The sequence below is a fragment of the Sphingobacterium prati genome (genome assembly GCF_013167215.1).
Lineage (GTDB): Bacteria > Bacteroidota > Bacteroidia > Sphingobacteriales > Sphingobacteriaceae > Sphingobacterium > Sphingobacterium prati.
Window position 1 is genome coordinate 304,824 of sequence record NZ_JABJWY010000039.1, and the last position, 16,333, is coordinate 321,156.

A 16,333-nucleotide genomic window follows, 5' to 3' on the forward strand; every position below is an offset into this window, starting at 1 on the left:
AGTAACACTGAAACGAAATATTATAAATAAAATAAAAAATATTACAACAGCTGTTTCGGAAATAGTAACGATCTTTATCCCGTAATATCTACATGCAGGGTTATTTCCAGTACGTAAGATATTATAGCGTAAATAATATAAATATCAATTCCTATGTGGGCAAAAGTCAACATCTTGTTGGTCATCTGTATTTTGGGGCTATTTTTAGCACCAAGTCTGGGTTTTGCCTGCCATTTAGCATCTGAAAAACCAAAACAGGAGAAGAAATCCTGTTGTGCAGAAAAAGGTCAGGATGTAAAGGATAGTGAGCAAAGTCAAGATCCAAAGCATACTGACAAAGTGCAAGATGTAAAAGATACTGATACGAAAGATTGCTGTAAAGATAAAAAGCAGGATTCAGGAACTTCAGGTGATCACGGCGATGGCTGTAGTAAACACTGTGCCGAAAAGTCATGTCGTACTTCGATGCAATGTAATCCGATGATCTCTTTTTATGAAGTGGATCTTATTTTACCATTGGATGCTGATCAGCTCAGATTGTATACCTTGTACAAGCAACCGTTTTGCTCGGATGCTTATTTTTCAATCTGGCAGCCTCCTAAAATAGCCTAGTTATCGATGGTAGCCCATGCTACGTCTTTTTGGATCGCCTTCTGCGGCCAAAATCCCTCTTAATGTATGAGATGAAAACACGCATTGGATCATATTATCTAGTGATGATCTACAGCTTTTAGCGATAAATAGCTGGCTGCAGACGAAGTTTTCATTATTATTTATTTAAAATTTATTCGTCATAAAACACGCTTATTTTAAAAGTATAAATACGAATCAAATTTTAGGAGGTATATCCTATAGCTATTAAAATATAAACCGAGTGTAACGAGTTCATTGAGATCAATGAAAACAAACACCATCAATAAAAATTTACAGATGAAATATCCAAGTTGGAAAAATACAAACACTTATGAAAATAGACGGGATATTCCATATGGCCAAAAAAAATATTTACAGATGAAATCCATTTCAATAATTGGCTTAGTAACCCTAGTATTACTGACCAATAACACTATACAGGCACAGATCAAAAATGCTAAAACAGCAACGGTAAAAGTCTTCGGAAATACCTCTGCTGCAAAAACTGTCATCGAGCAGGAAGGTAAGGCCGGAAAGACCGCTCAAGTAGACTGGAACCAGGAAACTAAAATTGCGACCATCACCTATGATGCTTCAAAAACAAATGAAGATGAGGTTTTAAAACGCATTGCCTTGGCAGGATTTGACAGTGAGAAGTTTCTGGCACCGGACGATGCTTATGCCAAGTTACCCAAAGCAGATCAATACACAAGAACATTAAAACCTGTATCAAAATCGCAGACTGCAACAACTACAGAACCTAGTGGACAACATCAGTCGGGGCAAACAGATCATTCAGCTCACCAAAATGCTACAGCAGCAACTGCTGTAAACGGAAAAGTAACACAATTGACAAATGTGGTCGATCAATACTTTGCTTTAAAAGATGCGCTGGTCAAGACGGATGCCCAGACGGCAGCGACCAAGGCGGCGGCATTGCAGGAAGTGATCAAGGCCGTGGATATGAATAAGCTTGCATCTGCTGAACATACTGTCTGGATGAAGGTGATGAACAATTTGACTGCTGATGCTGCAACCATTGCGAAGAGCAAGGATGTGACCAAACAACGTGTTGCATTTGCCTCGCTTTCGACGAAGCTCTATGAACTGGCCAAAGTGAGTTCTTTCAGTAGTCCTGTCTATTACCAACATTGTCCCATGTTTAATGAGGGGAAAGGTGCAAATTGGTTGAGTAAGGAAAAGGCTGTTAAAAATCCATTCTACGGATCGCAGATGATTACCTGTGGAAGTACAGTTGAAACGCTTAACTAATAGCAAGCCCAATGAAATATTTAGTTGTTATTATAGCGGTGTTTGTCCTCACATTGACGGCATGCACCAATCCGCAAAACAAATCGAAAGCAGCGTTAACGAGTTCAGAAAAGGATACAACGATGCAGGTAACAGCAGCCGCAAAGCAGTACAAAAAAGGGGATCTCGTACCTACTGAAGAGGTATGTATGGTAAACAATGCTTTTATGGCGAAGAAACAACTGCAAGTCAAACATGAGGGCAAGGCTTATTATGGCTGCTGTGAAATGTGTAAGAAACGAATCCCCAAAGAAGCCGCTGTTCGTGTTGCTATTGATCCTTTGTCCAGGAAAGAGGTTGATAAGGCCAATGCCGCGATTGCAATAACGGGTGATCAGGGTGAAGTTTCTTACTTTGAAAACGAAGAAAATTATCGGAAATACGTTGAAAATTTAAATCAATAAATAGACTTAAAATGAAAAGAATAATACTGATTGCAGTAGCAGCAGTGACACTCGCTGCCTGCAGCAACTCAAAACCAAATAATACACATGCCGCGGATATTGCAAAGGAAACTGAGGAAACGGGGGCTGCTATCGCTAAAGCGCAAGTGGATACAGGGGGGGTAGCAGATACAACAGTAAAAGCGGAGTTTACCGAAACTGCTGCTAAGACACAGGCCAATGCTCCAACCGCAAAGGATAGATCTCTTGATGAGGTGTACAGTGCATACTTTGAATTAAAAGATGCGCTGGCAAGAGATAATGGGCAGACCGCACAACAGGCTGCCAAGAAGATGGAGGCAGTGGTTGCGAAGATCGATGCTACCAAGCTGGAGACTACCGCTGCTGCGGCCTGGAAACAGTATCAACGGAAATTGGCCTTTGATACAGAACATATCGCCGGGATTGATGAAAATGGACACCAACGTGAGCACTTTGTGACGCTATCCAAAAATATGTACGCATTGTTAAAAGTGGTGAAACCGGAAACTCCGGTTTATTACCAGCATTGTCCGATGTATAATGAGGGTAAAGGTGCGCATTGGTTGAGTAAACAAAAGACCATTGACAATCCTTATCTGGGCAAATCAATGCCGACCTGTGGATCTACCGTAGAAACAATTCAATAGCGGCATAGAGAAATTGTTTGAAGGGTTTCCCAACTTGCATCCCTTGGTGGTTCACTTTCCCATCGTGCTGCTGCTTTTGGCTTTGCTCAGTCAGGTGCTGGCTGTATGTTATATCCGATATCGGCAGAAGTTAAATATAGTGACTTTTGTACTATTGCTGTTGGGAACAGTAGGGGCTTTTGCAGCAACTCAGACAGCATCCCATATTTCGGGGGATGCGGATGAAGCAGCCTTTGCCGTTTTTGATACCCACCAACATTATGCCTGGATCAGTCTTTGGCTGGCAGGGATAACCACCGTTGTACGCTTTGTGGCATTGCGATGTCGTAAAGTCATCTGGACAAACTATTTGATCGTGATTTTGTTGATAAGTTTGTCGGTGACACTATTTATCACGGGACACCATGGCGCACGGCTGGTCTATCAGTATGGTGTGGGACCTAAAAGTAATGGAGCTTTAATGAAGTAATCGCATGAAAATGAGTAATAAGAGAAATATATTAATAATTGTTTTACTATTGATGACACAAGCTGCTGTGTTTGCGCAGAAGATGGTACGTCACGAACTGTATGTTCGGGACACCATTGTGAATTATGCAGGCAAAGCAAAACGGGCCATTTCCGTAAATGGGCAGATCCCTATGCCAACATTGACATTTACCGAGGGGGACACCGCGGAAATTGTGGTTCACAATGAACTGAAAGAAAGCACATCGCTGCACTGGCATGGTATCTTTTTGCCAAACAAAGAGGATGGTGTACCGCATCTGACGCAGGAGCCGATTAAGCCGAATTCAACTTATACCTATCGTTTCCCGATTATTCAACACGGAACGCACTGGTATCATTCGCACTCTGGCCTACAGGAACAGATCGGTATGTATGGTAGCCTTATTTTGAATAAACGTGCGGATGACAAGACTTTTCGTAAAGGAATAGATGATTTACCTACCATTCCGTTAATCATAAGTGAATGGACAAATTATAATCCAGATAATATCCAGCGGATGCTCCATACGGGAAATGACTGGGCGGCTATTAAAAAAGGGGCTACCCAATCTTATGCGGAGGCGATCAAAGAGGGTAAGTTTGGAACGAAAATTACCAATGAATGGAAGCGTCAGCTCGCTATGGATGTCAGTGATGTGTACTACGACAAGATCCTGTTGAATGGTGCCCATTCTACGGATCTAAAGGAAGTAGATGGGAAGAAATTGAAAGCGGGCGATAAGGTACGTTTGCGGATTTCCAATGGTGGTGCCTCATCTTATTTTTGGTTGCGCTATGCGGGAGGGAAAATTACCGTAGTTGCAAACGACGGGAATGATGTGGTACCTGTGGAGGTGGACAGACTGATGATCGCTGTATCGGAGACCTACGATGTGGTCGTGACGATCCCGAATGAGGGAACAGCCTATGAATTTATGGCGACAACGGAGGATCGGACGCAATCAGCAAGTTATTTTGTGGGTAATGGCATCAAACAATTGATTTCACCACTTCCTCGTCTCAAATATTTTGAGGGAATGAAGATGATGAATGACATGATGAAGATGGATGGTAATCTGAACGATATGGGCATGAATATGAGCCTGAATCAGATGGATATGAATGTGGTCATGTATTCGGAAATTACCGGAGATGGAAAGAAAAAAGAAGATCACAGCAAGCATAGTGGTATGGATCATGGGAAAATGAAGGCGGATGAGGATCCAAACCGTTACAATGCGAATGCACTGGGTGATATTGTCACATTGAATTATGCGATGCTGGAATCTCCCCATGAGACCGAATTGCCGAAGAACGCTCCTGTACGCGATCTTAAATTTACCCTTACAGGAAATATGAGCCGCTATGTGTGGAGCATGGATAATAAAATCCTTTCTGAAACGGATAAGATCGCGGTAAAGAAAGGGGAAGTGCTACGGATCACCATCTACAACAACTCGATGATGCGCCACCCGATCCATTTACATGGCTTTGACTTTAGACTCCTGAATGGCAAAGGAGCAAAGGCACCATTGAAAAATGTGGTCGATATCATGCCAATGGAAACAGATACCATTGAGTTTTTGGCAAATGAAGAAGGCGATTGGTTTTTTCACTGCCATATCTTATACCATATGATGGCAGGAATGAACCGGGTATTTGCTGTGGATGACTATAAAAATCCATATCTACCCGATAAAGCCAAGGCATATAAGGAGTTGCAACATGAAAGCAATATGACGCATTTCATGGCACAGAATGACTTTGCGACCAACGGAAATGATGGTCAGGCAATGTTTCAGAATGCGCGCTGGCAACTGGGATCGGAATGGCGATTGGGTTACAACGATATGCACGGTTATGAGGTAGAGACACACTTGGGTCGTTTTTTTGGAAAGATGCAGTGGTTTATGCCTTTTGTAGGTTTTGATTACCGTTACCGCCGAATGGGCGACGATGAACATGAAAAGAATATCTTTGGTCAGGCAAATAAAAAAGATAGCCGGAAGGCGGTGAGTCTGGGTTTCATGTACACGTTGCCAATGTTGGTGAATTTTCAGGCAGAAGTGTACCATGATGGTATCGTCCGATTGCAGATGATGCGTGAGGATATCCCAATTTCACGAAGAATACGGGGCGATTTTATGGTCAATTCGGATCTTGAGTATATGGCCGGACTGAATTATATCATCACCAAGAATATGGCTTTCAGGACACATTACGATAGTGATATGGGATTTGGTGTGGGGCTATCGTTGAATTATTAAAAAGCTTGTCAGGAAAAAACTAAACAAAAAGCGTCAGAAATTAACGGTTTCTGACGCTTTTTTATTCTATTCCGGTTCAATTTAACAGACCAGGTTTTGATCGTTTAAATCATCCACTTAAACAAACTCGCTCCCCAGGAGAACCCTGCTCCGAAGGCAGTAAGCATCACCAAATCGCCGGCATTCAATTTTTTGATATTTTGCCAGATACACAAAGGGATGGTCGCTGCAATGGTATTGCCCAAGTATTCGATATTGCTGAGCGCACGATCGTCCGGAATATTGAGACTGCGGCCTACGGCGTCAATGATACGTTGATTGGCTTGATGCGGAATCAACCAGTTGATATCCCCAATTTGTAAATTATTACGCTGTAAAACGGTATTGCAGGCATCACTCATTGATTGAACAGCATGTTTGAAGACTGTTTTACCATCTTGTTTGAGAAAACGATTGTCGTTTACGGGAAGATTGCTGTCAATAGGGTAGAGTGAACCACCAGCCTCGATTTTCAAGAATTCACGTCCAGCACCATTGCTACGCAGGTAAGCATCCATGACACCACCTTCAAGTGACGGTTCGAGCCATATAACACCCGCGCCATCTCCGAAAAGAATATTGGTGGAACGATCTTTTAGATCGACATAGGTACTGATGTTGTCTGCACCGACAACAAGGACATTTTTGTAACGTTGTGTCTCGACGAGCGAGGAAGCCATATCTAAAGCATAGAGGAAACCTGAACAAGCGGCATTGACATCAAATGCCCATACGTTTGTCAACCCCAATTTATCTAGAATAATATTTGCCGTAGCTGGCATGGGCATATCCGGTGTGGAAGTTGCTACGATAAGCGCATCTACATCCCGCAAATCTTTATTGTATTGTTTTGCTAAATCCTGAATAGCTTTGACGGCCATATCCGATGTGGCAAGATTTTCATCCAATATCCTCCGCTCTTTAATTCCCGTACGTTTGATAATCCATTCATCAGAGGTCTCGCAAAACTGCTCTAAATCGGTATTGGATCTTCTGTTTGGTGGGATATATCCACCAACACCAGTTATTGCTGCATACGGCCTGCTCGGTATTCTTTCAGTCATAAAATAATGTACTCTTTTCTCTCTTTTTCTACAGCCAAATCTTACAAATTAGTCAAGTTGTGATTTTGCGCCGTAAAACTACGGTTAATTTGTACAACTAAAGGCTGAAAAGATAGGTTTTTGACAAAATAATTACGTTTTTGATTAAAATTAACCGTTTTTAACTTTTATCCTGTACTATTCTTTTAATCGGTCTTGATCAGGCGAAATTATATGCTGCTGCTGGTGTGTTTGTCGAAATTTTAATCTTTTTAATCTTTTCAAAAGGGAAAACCGGTCTAGCAATTTTTAGCGTATTAAAGCACTTATTCAGAAGTCCGGGCAAGTTTGAGCAGCTCCTCCAAGCTCCTGATTCCCTTTTCGATCAATTCTTCCGAAAGGGATCCATAACCTAGACGCAAGCCACCGTAATTATCGTCTTTATGATAGTTGTCGGGATGGGGAATATGAATTGATTTTTCTTTCAGTTTTTTGAAGAGCAATGCCCAGTCAACCTGATGCTTGAATGCCAGCCAGACGGCTAGCCCACCTTGGGGACAATGGTAACTTACATGCGCTGATAGATGGAGATCGAGTTGCTTGACCATAAAGTCCCGCTTACCTCGATAATAGTTGGTTGCTTTGCGGATATGTCTTCTTACGGTGCCGTCCTGAATAAGTTCCAAAACAGCCTGCTCCATGATATTATCGCCTTGTATATCGATGAGATAACGTAGTCGAGCAATAGCTTGCAATAAATGTTCATTTTTGCTGACAAGATAGCCTATACGAAGTGCAGGCGCAACGACTTTGCTCAATGTTCCGATGTAAATCGAATGTTGCAATTCAGCCGCGGAGGCCAGCGGGTGGTATGGTGTGTGATCGAAATGAAATTCGTAATCATAATCGTCCTCGATAATCGTGAATCCATATTGATTGGATAATTGGATCAGCACTGGTCTGCGGGCGGGGCTTAACGTCGCCGTTGTTGGGTATTGCCTATGCGGTGTAAGGTATGCCGCTTTGATATTTTTTTTATCCTTTAGATGGGGTATCATTTCTTCGACAATGATCCCCTCTGTATCAACAGGGATCTGTATAAGTTTTGCTCCGGTATGCTCGAATATCTTCCAGGCAGCGTGATATCCAGGAGACTCTACAAAAATATAGTCATCCTTCTCCAGTAGACATTGTGCAATAAGATACATGGCCATTTGGCTCCCTCTACTGATACATAGATTGTCCAGGGTAATATTCATATTGCGTTCCTGGTTGAGCATGTCGGCTATGGCTTGCCTAAAATCAATATGTCCCCTCGGATCAGCGTAGCCCATCATCTTCCACCGGGCACTCCGTTTGAAAATCTGCCGGTAGGCGCGTCCGAGCTGGTCGATCGGAGCAATCTTGCTGTCTGGGTTACCATCATCGAAAACAATGCGCAACGGTGCCTGAAGAGTGGATGGGGATTTGCTTCCTGTGGAACTTTCAGCTCTGGAAAGCAAAGTCGGGAGTTGCTGGGCTACGAAAATTCCACGGCGCTGTTGACTAACGACCCATCCTTCACTCAGTAGCTGTTGGATAGCTTCAACAACGGTATTGCGGTTTAGTTTCAGCTGTGTGGCAAGGGCTCTGCTGCTCGGTAATGCCGTACCACGGGCTAGTCTGCCTGACTGTATATCAGCGGCAATACTATCTGCCAGTTGTAAATAAATCGCCTTTGTGGAAGATCGGTCTATCTCCATCGTCAAATTCCAGGGTCTGAGCATGGGTCAATTTTATTCGGTAATTCACCCAAAGATACAATTGTTCTTTTGGATTGAAACCCCTTACGAAAATCCGATCGCATTTGCTTTTCGGGTATTGGGTTGGAGATGAGTTGTTTGCTTGTGTTGATAGTAACTGGACTATTTGTTTTAAATCGATACTGGACTACCAGTAAGGAAGGATTTAATCTAATTTTTGGGTTTAACTAGATCTCGACCATTTGATGAAATCATTGTGGTATTATTAATGAATCGTACTGCGGGGGATGATTTTTTTGAATGGGTAAGCTTAGCTTTTTTCTTGTATTAATGACCTCAAAAAGGTAATTTCACAACAGATAATTAATAAGATAGATTCACGGAAACAGATGTCGACAATTACAAAGGGTTTACCAACAGCCGGATTGATCAGTATAGCGGATAACAAAATATTACTGGCCTACAGCAATAATAAAAAAGCTTGGTACCTGCCAGGTGGCAAAATAGATGCTGGAGAGGATTCACTGCAATCACTCCGTCGTGAGATTTCAGAGGAATTGAACATAGATCTTGACCCCAAAAAGATTTTGTACTATTGCCATATTACTGCTCCAGCCTATGGTATGATTCCTGAGGTGATCATGGAACAGGATTGTTTTCTGTATCCACTTACGGAAAAGATACAACCAAGTAACGAAATAGGAGAAGTGAAGTACTTCTCCCATGAAGATTATTTACGTGAACCTATTCAGGTCATCGGTGTATTAGAGGTGTTTACTAAGTTGAAAGCAGATGGCTTGATTTAAGTTAAAGACCATAACTATGCTTAGATACCGTAGCCCTCATTGGCACAACTGATGGTTTTGGTATTTTGTATTGGATCTATCTTTCCGGTCCTGGTGTTCAGTCGCCATGCTTTGAGGATCTTATTGAAATATTCTTTGTCTTCCTCGACAACACTAATAGCAACAATTTCGCTGTCAAATTTATTGCCTACTCTACAGTTGCAAAGACTAAGTTGTTCGTTGGCCTTAAGCTTACGGATATTGATCGTGTCTAGGATTTTATACTTTACCTGCCCCTTTCCATTCTCCTTGTCATCAAGCAGTTCATTTAAAATACAGATCCCGTTTTTATCGCTGGTATAATATCCCGCAGCAAAGCGATAGTCACCACTTGCACTTTTGTTTGCATCTATCACTGCACCTGATGCATGGGTATAGCTGGCCAATCCCGGAATTTCATTAATCTCCCGAAATATTTTTCCATATAATGGATTTGTCTGATTTTGAACAGTGTTAAAACTTGACCAACTGCAGATGGCCAACAATGCAAATAGTATACTTGTTAAATAACGCATAGCTTCGATTGATTTAAATACAGTATTAAAGATAATAAATCTTGTTACATTATTAAATTACGATATTAATATTTTGCTCATCAACCTGTTAAGATGGACTATTCATACTTGGAAAAATCTACGGCAAATATACAGCGATTGACTTGACTGCCATTCTTTGCCCCGGCATTGGGTTCGAATTCGGTCAGACTCCAGAGATAACCATAAGTTGCTTCATAATATAGGGATTCGGCACCATAGGGCCATCTGTAACGGACGGTGTCATCTGCGCCATCGCTGTAGCGTGCCAATCTTGCATTGGATCCGTAGGAATTGCTCGGAGATCCTGTGCAGGAGAGCCACGTCCGGTTTCCTTTTCGGAATACACCTTGGATCCCATGGGCATGCTTATCCGTAAATAGACTATTTTTTGGTGTAACTGTAACAATACCTGAATTTTGGAGTTTACCATCCGCATCTATAGGGAAGCCAAAAACTTGGGGTACGATTGCGGCATCAGCGCTACCGGCATAGTATTGCCCGGTCCAAAATTGGGTTCCTTCATCATTGATTTGAATGGTTGAAAAGGGACTGGCATTATTGATCTTTTGATATCCTATTTGTGGTAGTATATACCGATAGTTGAATGCATATAAATTGCCATTGGCATCTTTTCCGCATTTCTCGCTGGTATTGTCACCGGTGCTGACTTCAATAATTTTATTAAGGTCAAAGACCCTGACCCCCAGATTTGTGCTGCTGAGGTAGATTTTTCCTTTGAAGTATGCGATCCCTCCGGCATGTACTTTAAGTGGAGCGTAAGTGCCATATTGTGTGTGGCTTGTCGTTCCGCTAGGAATATCGGGTTGAACCAGAAGGATATGACGGTAGGTCAGATAAGTGCTCGAACTTGGGCTAATGTCGATCAGGGTAATGCGGGAACCTTTGTGCTCAGCACTGTTCCGGGCATACCAGCTGACCAAAAGATAACGGACTCCATCTTTTGTGAACCCAGCAATCCCCTGTGGTCGCCAGATGGCCGTGGTTTCATCATCACTATTCCACCGGATACCCCGAACCCTATTTTCTTCGGGAATATTGAATCCATATACCTCGGTGTAAGCACTCCCACCGATCGCCTGTCGGTTTTTATTTACCTGTGAAGGATTTAGAAAACTGAATCCTGAATTGATGTAGCTACTGGTATTGACATAATTGTTGACACTGACAGCTGCTGCAGTTGTGCTCGCTTTAAGTTTCGAAGCTGTTTCAGTTTCTCCTGGCGTTGGAGCTATTTCATTTTTCTGACAGCCGATGCTCGCAACTGCAAGCATAAAAATCAGTCCAAGTGTGCGTTTTTGAATCATCGTTGTAAGGCTTATGTAATTATTTACAATCTGCATTGCAAATGGTTTGCAAGCTAATTACGAAGCTAAATGATTCAACTTATAGTTGAGTAATCCCAATATTAAGTCTGTATTACGTTTGTTGTCTTTTTTTTATAGTCTTTATCTTATGCGTTTGACCTTCTAGCTTTATGTAAATGAGTAGCCCCCTATCACTGACGTTATCTCATTAAACAAGATCAGTGATAGGAGGCTATATTTATCCGAAGCACAACTTATTTTGCAGCCTCTGTTTTTTCTTTTTGGGATTCTTTGTATACTTTGCTATCCTCATCGTCCATGTCCATATCGAGATCTTCTTCTTTGTATCTTCCCATTTTAAGCTGAAAATTATCAGCAGTACCGCTAATGCGCATTGGTATTCCGAAGATTCCGAATGGAGGCAACCCAAGTCTGAACCCGAGATTCATTCGTCCATCTAGTGTTACCTGGCCTTCAAATCGTGGTCTGAATCCCATCATCTTCATTTTGGTACGTTCGATGGTCATGACATTGTTCTTGATATGCGATTTGATGACGACTTTTTTCACTTCACCGTCTTTCAATTTTTCTTTTGAGGTGGATTCGCTGATGCCATTCAGTAATTTGAAACCTCTGAATTTAATCTGGTTCAATGTCAGGCTACCTTCGCCGACTATCGAAGGCATGACAGGCTGCATATTACCATTCAATAAACCGCCTAATTTATAATCCAGTGATACAAGGCCATGTGCGTTTTTGGCAGCAGTGACCATCTCTCTAAACATTGGAATTTCTTTATAGGCACGTTGAATATCAAAGCTGTCTGCTTTTACGGCGTAGTCGAATGCGGCTCTGCGGGGATTTATGGGTCTATAATTTCCATTCATAGCTGCTTTTAGTCCTGCTAGTTCAAAAGTGGTGCTGTTGAGGACCAGTTTACCTTCGTTGAAACGCAGATCCCCTTTGAAATCTTTGATATTCATGTTGTTGTAAGAAACATTGTTGACTAAACCTAGTACCTGAACATCAAGATTTTTGGGCAAAAGGATAACACCTGTTTCCGAAGAAGAGGATGCTGCAGAAGCATTTTCCGCGAAAACCATGAAATCATCAACGGTGATTTTCTTACTGTTGAGCGTGAATTGTCCCTGTAAAGCAGCGCTGCTATTTGTCAGATAATTGATGATATTATTCATGTAACCTTTTACGGAGATCGAATTTCTACCATAGTTGACCAGGAATCTGTCAAAGTTCATTTTCTCCTGATGGAAGCTAAAATCACCACTCTTGATCGCAATAGGTTGAGGGAGTAGATCTGTCTGTACCTGAATCTTACCGATGTTGATGCGTCCACTATTGTGGAGTCTGGCATAACGGCCGCTCGTCGCATCGCTCTGAAGACCTTTGAGACTGAAATCTGTATGAATAAAACCATCAACGTTGGTTCCGTCCAAAGCAAAAAACTTATAGATAGGACCAAGGTTGAGTTTTCCTTTGGACTGAATGTTATAGTTGATGTTATTGAAATTGCGCAGATCTGCATTCAGGAAAAATGGTTCCCCCGCGAATGTAAATGAAACGGGTAGTATCTTAACGCTCAAATCGCGTAAAGATCCTTTATCGCTATTTACAAATGCTTCGACATGTATATTTTCCATTGGAATAGGATACTCCTTGGATTTGATAAATCCATCTTTCACCACAATGGAGGTATTGGTCTCTGGAAAAATATTCCGTTTGAGATCGACATAACCTTTTGCATTGAGGTTTACATCGATCAACCCCGCCAGTTCAATATCTTTGATCGGATAGAAGCTTTTGATATCGGCCAAATTGAATAAGGCTTTGAGATCAGACTGTACCGCAATTTTGTTGAAATCTGTTATCGAAACATAGCCTTTAATATAGTTATTGAGTGCCTGAATTGAGATGTCGTAAATAGAAATGGATGCGCTTTTCATTTTGCCATCCGGATCTTTTGCTTCAAGACGATAAGCGATCTTGTCAAGTCCTTTTGGGAGATCCGCTAGTTGGAAATGGCCGTCTGTTAAGGTGTTTTTGATATCAAATGTCGGTATGGAAGCAATATATTCCTCCTCGCGTTTTTGAAGTCCGACTTTGCGTATTGCTCTGGCATAGGTTCCGTCGATCTTTGCGTCAAGATTCCATCGTCCGCCCAAGGAGAAACCCGGAAATTGTAGGGAAGAATATAATATGCCCAGGTCGAGGTCACTTTTCATATCAGCATGTACAGTCACAGGCTGCAGTCCTGCGATTTGGCCTTTAGCGTTGAAGTAACCTGAAGCAACCTTAAAATCAAACTGTTTCAGGTCAATCCGGAGCGAGTCGGGATTTAATGCCGGAAGATCAATCTTTAATTTTGCGTTCCAGTCTGTCAATGGATTATTGGATTGTTTATAGGCCATATATCCGTTGTTGATGGTTAGCCCCAGGGATAAATCGGGCATCTCATTATTGTCAACAATATAGTCACCAATTAAATTTACAAATACTTCGGAAGTACCTTTGACGTATAGATCTTTTATCCATGATGCGTAACTATTGGGAACCAGTGACAGCAATTCACTCAGTGTACTCTCCTGGGATTTTAACTTGAAGTCCAGGTGGTAACCGTGCGATATAAAGGATAATAATCCTCGAAACCGAACTGGTAACTGGTTTATTTTTATGTCGTTTCGTTCGAATATAAATGATAAATTATCGGTATTGATGCGTGTCAATAAGTTTGCATCAATTGATTTTTTGTCGACATAGAGCTCATTGTCAAAGGAAAAAGAAAAAGCGGCAATCTTGGCTCTGGTATTCAAATCAAAGATATTCGACATCAGATCACCTTTACCTTCGTAGTCCAGATCTTTTGCGTCAATCCATAATGGAATAGACTGGTCTTCGTAATGCAGATTGGTCTTTTCAAATCTAATCAGCTTAAAAGCCAGTGCACTGCTCCCGGAATTATCTTTTGCCTTCGTGGAATCCGTTGGTGTAGACTTGTAGATGTTGTAGTTGGCGTTACCTAAGGAATCAACCAGAATATTGATCTTCCCCTGGTTAACGATAAACTTGTCAATAATGATTTTTGATTTGAGTAGGCTTATGAGGTCAATCCCAAAGCTTACCTGTTTGGCGGCAAGCAGGGTGTCTTTTTTGAATGGCTCCGAGCCCTTTAACAACACGTCATCCATCGACGCAGTCAATAACGGAAATTGATCAAAGAAGGTCAATCTGACCTTTGTATAGTTGAGCTCCCCATTGATATGCTCGTTTGCCAGTGACTTAACTTTGTCGTTTACTTCTTTTTCGAAGATATAGGGAATGGATAATATACAAAGAATAAATAGTGTTATGAAGCTTACTAACCCGATAGAGATTCGTTTGGCAAGCTTTAGAAATGTTGCTTTTGACACAGTGTTGTTTTTTTGTGGCTACAAAAGTCTGAAAATTATTGCTAAAGTCCATTGATTGACGGATTTATTTTGAGGTTACTGGTGAAATATGTCAAGCTTCATTGACAAATGGGCGGGCAAAGTCCTTTCTTATCAGGTAGTTTTGTATTGCTCGGAAATTTTCCTGTATTTTTGCAGGGTGAATTTTCGATTTAAAAGTGCTGAACAGAAAAACAGTACCATCCTCATTTTCTGTTTGCTTTTGTTGCTGTTGATAGGTGGGGGGCTGCTCGGCATTATCCACCATAAAATAGATCGACTGAATAAAAGAATATTGGTAGATTTTGCCGATGAAAATATGTTGCTGGTGAATAAGCAACTGGAATTGTTACAACAGGAGCTATACACGTCTGAGAAGAGATTGGTTGATGCAGTACCATCGGGGGATATCCGTCGTGATTCCTTACTGATCCTCATTCCGGCCAGTCAATTGGACCGTGTCGACAATAAGCTATGGGTGCTGCTAAAAACGCGTACGATACAACATCGCTTATACCATGTTTATATCGATATTGAAAAATTAAATGCTTATTTCGCCAATCTCTATTTTGGAAGAAGAGCTTATTTTGAAATATATAGCGATAAAGGGATCTGCATGGTTTCACCTGAAAGCCGAAAATGGGGGCGTTCGAAGGATAGTGATCTAATTACACAGGGAAAGATCGTCAAGTCGGATTACCTAAAGCTGGATGTGATGGTTACTTCCTATCCCTGTTCCATTATTTTTGTGGGTGGTGAAATTCGGGTAAGCGTCTTATTGTTGACTATTGAGGAGGAAGTCCAGGAGGTGATGACCTATAGTATTTTACTTGGTGTTGGTTTGATGCTTGTAGCAATAGCACTTATCTATTTTAATGTGCTTGAGCGGCGCAAAATTCAGCAACTCAAATTAATGGCTTTACAGCAGGAAAATGAATATACGCAGATGCGTCTAGTTCAGTTGCGGCAACAGATCAATCCACATTTTTTGTTCAATACCTTTGGTTCACTCCAATATCTGATCGGTAAGGATAATGATCTGGCCAAATCCTTCGTTGGCAAGATGACAAAGGTCTATCGTAAAATGCTGCGTACGGACGAGTCGGACTGGTCTTCGCTACAAGAGGAACTGGAACTGGCAAAAGCTTATTTCTTTTTGCAGCAGGTGCGTTTCGGTACAGCGTTGAAGGATATGGAGATTTCCATTCCAATGGATATGATGGGAGCGAAGCTACCACGGCTGGCCTTGCAGATGCTGGTGGAAAATGCGATCAAACATACACGGATTTCGATAGAAAATCCACTTCAGATTCATATTGTTTATCTATCGGAGGTCAATATCATCAAAGTAAGCAACAATTGGCAGCCGCGGCAAGGTGCTGAAATGGAAGGTGAGGGGTATGGACTTAATTACCTGGTATCTATGTATGCCCATTATGCACTGGATGGCTTTGACTTCGGAACAGAAGAAGACTGTTTTTTTATCAACCTACCCTTGCTAGATCGTTAAAATAGCGTCGGGATAAGCCTGTTCAACACGTGTTCATAGTTTCGATGCGCGTGTTCATACATTAGAAATACGGGCTCG

Annotated in this window: 13 protein-coding genes; 8 read left to right on the plus strand and 5 right to left on the minus strand. The window is 41.6% G+C overall.

Going from position 1 to position 16,333, the window contains the following annotated elements; translation table 11 throughout:
- Positions 1–153: 153 nt before the first annotated feature.
- The 6 genes from HPC41_RS24485 to HPC41_RS24510 all read left to right on the plus strand — a co-directional run bounded on the left by HPC41_RS24485 (position 154) and on the right by HPC41_RS24510 (position 5,772).
- Complete coding sequence (locus HPC41_RS24485; RefSeq protein WP_172396705.1) at positions 154–612, plus strand: hypothetical protein; 459 nt, start codon at positions 154–156, stop codon at positions 610–612.
- Positions 613–930: 318 nt separating this feature from the next.
- Positions 931–1,905, plus strand: coding sequence for a DUF3347 domain-containing protein (locus tag HPC41_RS24490; protein ID WP_246251049.1), 975 nt, complete (start codon positions 931–933; stop codon positions 1,903–1,905).
- An 11-nt stretch (positions 1,906–1,916) separates the two neighbouring features.
- The gene (locus HPC41_RS24495) at positions 1,917–2,348 is read left to right on the plus strand and encodes a hypothetical protein (RefSeq protein WP_172396706.1); all 432 of its coding nucleotides are present in this window, start codon (positions 1,917–1,919) and stop codon (positions 2,346–2,348) included.
- An 11-nt stretch (positions 2,349–2,359) separates the two neighbouring features.
- Positions 2,360–3,016: a DUF3347 domain-containing protein gene (locus HPC41_RS24500; RefSeq protein ID WP_172396707.1), complete on the plus strand. Its 657-nt coding sequence runs from the start codon at positions 2,360–2,362 to the stop codon at positions 3,014–3,016.
- Positions 3,017–3,059: 43 nt separating this feature from the next.
- Positions 3,060–3,485 (plus strand): DUF2231 domain-containing protein, encoded by a 426-nt coding sequence (locus HPC41_RS24505; protein ID WP_343043887.1) that lies wholly within the window; start codon positions 3,060–3,062, stop codon positions 3,483–3,485.
- Positions 3,486–3,495: 10 nt separating this feature from the next.
- Positions 3,496–5,772, plus strand: a complete 2,277-nt coding sequence (locus tag HPC41_RS24510) for a multicopper oxidase family protein (RefSeq protein WP_172396709.1) — start codon at positions 3,496–3,498, stop codon at positions 5,770–5,772.
- Between the two features lie 104 nt (positions 5,773–5,876).
- Here the strand turns inward: HPC41_RS24510 and HPC41_RS24515 are convergent, their stop codons facing one another.
- Positions 5,877–6,875, minus strand: coding sequence for a beta-ketoacyl-ACP synthase III (locus HPC41_RS24515; protein ID WP_172396710.1), 999 nt, complete (start codon positions 6,873–6,875; stop codon positions 5,877–5,879).
- Between the two features lie 305 nt (positions 6,876–7,180).
- Positions 7,181–8,620 carry a MocR-like pyridoxine biosynthesis transcription factor PdxR gene (pdxR, locus tag HPC41_RS24520; RefSeq protein ID WP_172396711.1) on the minus strand — a complete coding sequence of 480 codons (1,440 nt, stop codon included), beginning with the start codon at positions 8,618–8,620 and terminating at the stop codon, positions 7,181–7,183.
- Positions 8,621–8,985: 365 nt separating this feature from the next.
- Here pdxR and HPC41_RS24525 point away from each other — a divergent pair, with 365 nt between their 5' ends.
- Positions 8,986–9,402: an NUDIX hydrolase gene (locus tag HPC41_RS24525; protein WP_172396712.1), complete on the plus strand. Its 417-nt coding sequence runs from the start codon at positions 8,986–8,988 to the stop codon at positions 9,400–9,402.
- A gap of 20 nt (positions 9,403–9,422) precedes the next feature.
- Here the strand turns inward: HPC41_RS24525 and HPC41_RS24530 are convergent, their stop codons facing one another.
- The 3 genes from HPC41_RS24530 to HPC41_RS25735 all read right to left on the minus strand — a co-directional run bounded on the left by HPC41_RS24530 (position 9,423) and on the right by HPC41_RS25735 (position 14,727).
- Positions 9,423–9,956: a hypothetical protein gene (locus HPC41_RS24530; protein WP_172396713.1), complete on the minus strand. Its 534-nt coding sequence runs from the start codon at positions 9,954–9,956 to the stop codon at positions 9,423–9,425.
- 98 nt (positions 9,957–10,054) lie between these two features.
- Positions 10,055–11,302 (minus strand): hypothetical protein, encoded by a 1,248-nt coding sequence (locus tag HPC41_RS24535; protein ID WP_172396714.1) that lies wholly within the window; start codon positions 11,300–11,302, stop codon positions 10,055–10,057.
- 254 nt (positions 11,303–11,556) lie between these two features.
- Entirely contained in the window at positions 11,557–14,727 is a 3,171-nt protein-coding gene (locus HPC41_RS25735; protein WP_172396715.1) for an AsmA-like C-terminal region-containing protein, read from the minus strand.
- An 88-nt stretch (positions 14,728–14,815) separates the two neighbouring features.
- On the opposite strand from HPC41_RS25735, the gene HPC41_RS24545 reads away from it, so the two are divergent.
- Positions 14,816–16,255: a sensor histidine kinase gene (locus HPC41_RS24545; protein WP_172396716.1), complete on the plus strand. Its 1,440-nt coding sequence runs from the start codon at positions 14,816–14,818 to the stop codon at positions 16,253–16,255.
- The last annotated feature ends 78 nt before the right edge of the window (positions 16,256–16,333 follow it).

Coding starts and splice junctions, on each gene's coding strand:
- HPC41_RS24485 (WP_172396705.1), top strand. CDS start 154: ATGTGGGCAAAAGTCAACATCTTGTTGGTCATCTGTATTTTGGGGCTA.
- HPC41_RS24490 (WP_246251049.1), top strand. CDS start 931: ATGAAATATCCAAGTTGGAAAAATACAAACACTTATGAAAATAGACGG.
- HPC41_RS24495 (WP_172396706.1), top strand. CDS start 1,917: ATGAAATATTTAGTTGTTATTATAGCGGTGTTTGTCCTCACATTGACG.
- HPC41_RS24500 (WP_172396707.1), top strand. CDS start 2,360: ATGAAAAGAATAATACTGATTGCAGTAGCAGCAGTGACACTCGCTGCC.
- HPC41_RS24510 (WP_172396709.1), top strand. CDS start 3,496: ATGAGTAATAAGAGAAATATATTAATAATTGTTTTACTATTGATGACA.
- HPC41_RS24515 (WP_172396710.1), bottom strand. CDS start 6,875: ATGACTGAAAGAATACCGAGCAGGCCGTATGCAGCAATAACTGGTGTT.
- pdxR (WP_172396711.1), bottom strand. CDS start 8,620: ATGCTCAGACCCTGGAATTTGACGATGGAGATAGACCGATCTTCCACA.
- HPC41_RS24525 (WP_172396712.1), top strand. CDS start 8,986: ATGTCGACAATTACAAAGGGTTTACCAACAGCCGGATTGATCAGTATA.
- HPC41_RS24530 (WP_172396713.1), bottom strand. CDS start 9,956: ATGCGTTATTTAACAAGTATACTATTTGCATTGTTGGCCATCTGCAGT.
- HPC41_RS24535 (WP_172396714.1), bottom strand. CDS start 11,302: ATGATTCAAAAACGCACACTTGGACTGATTTTTATGCTTGCAGTTGCG.
- HPC41_RS24545 (WP_172396716.1), top strand. CDS start 14,816: ATGTCAAGCTTCATTGACAAATGGGCGGGCAAAGTCCTTTCTTATCAG.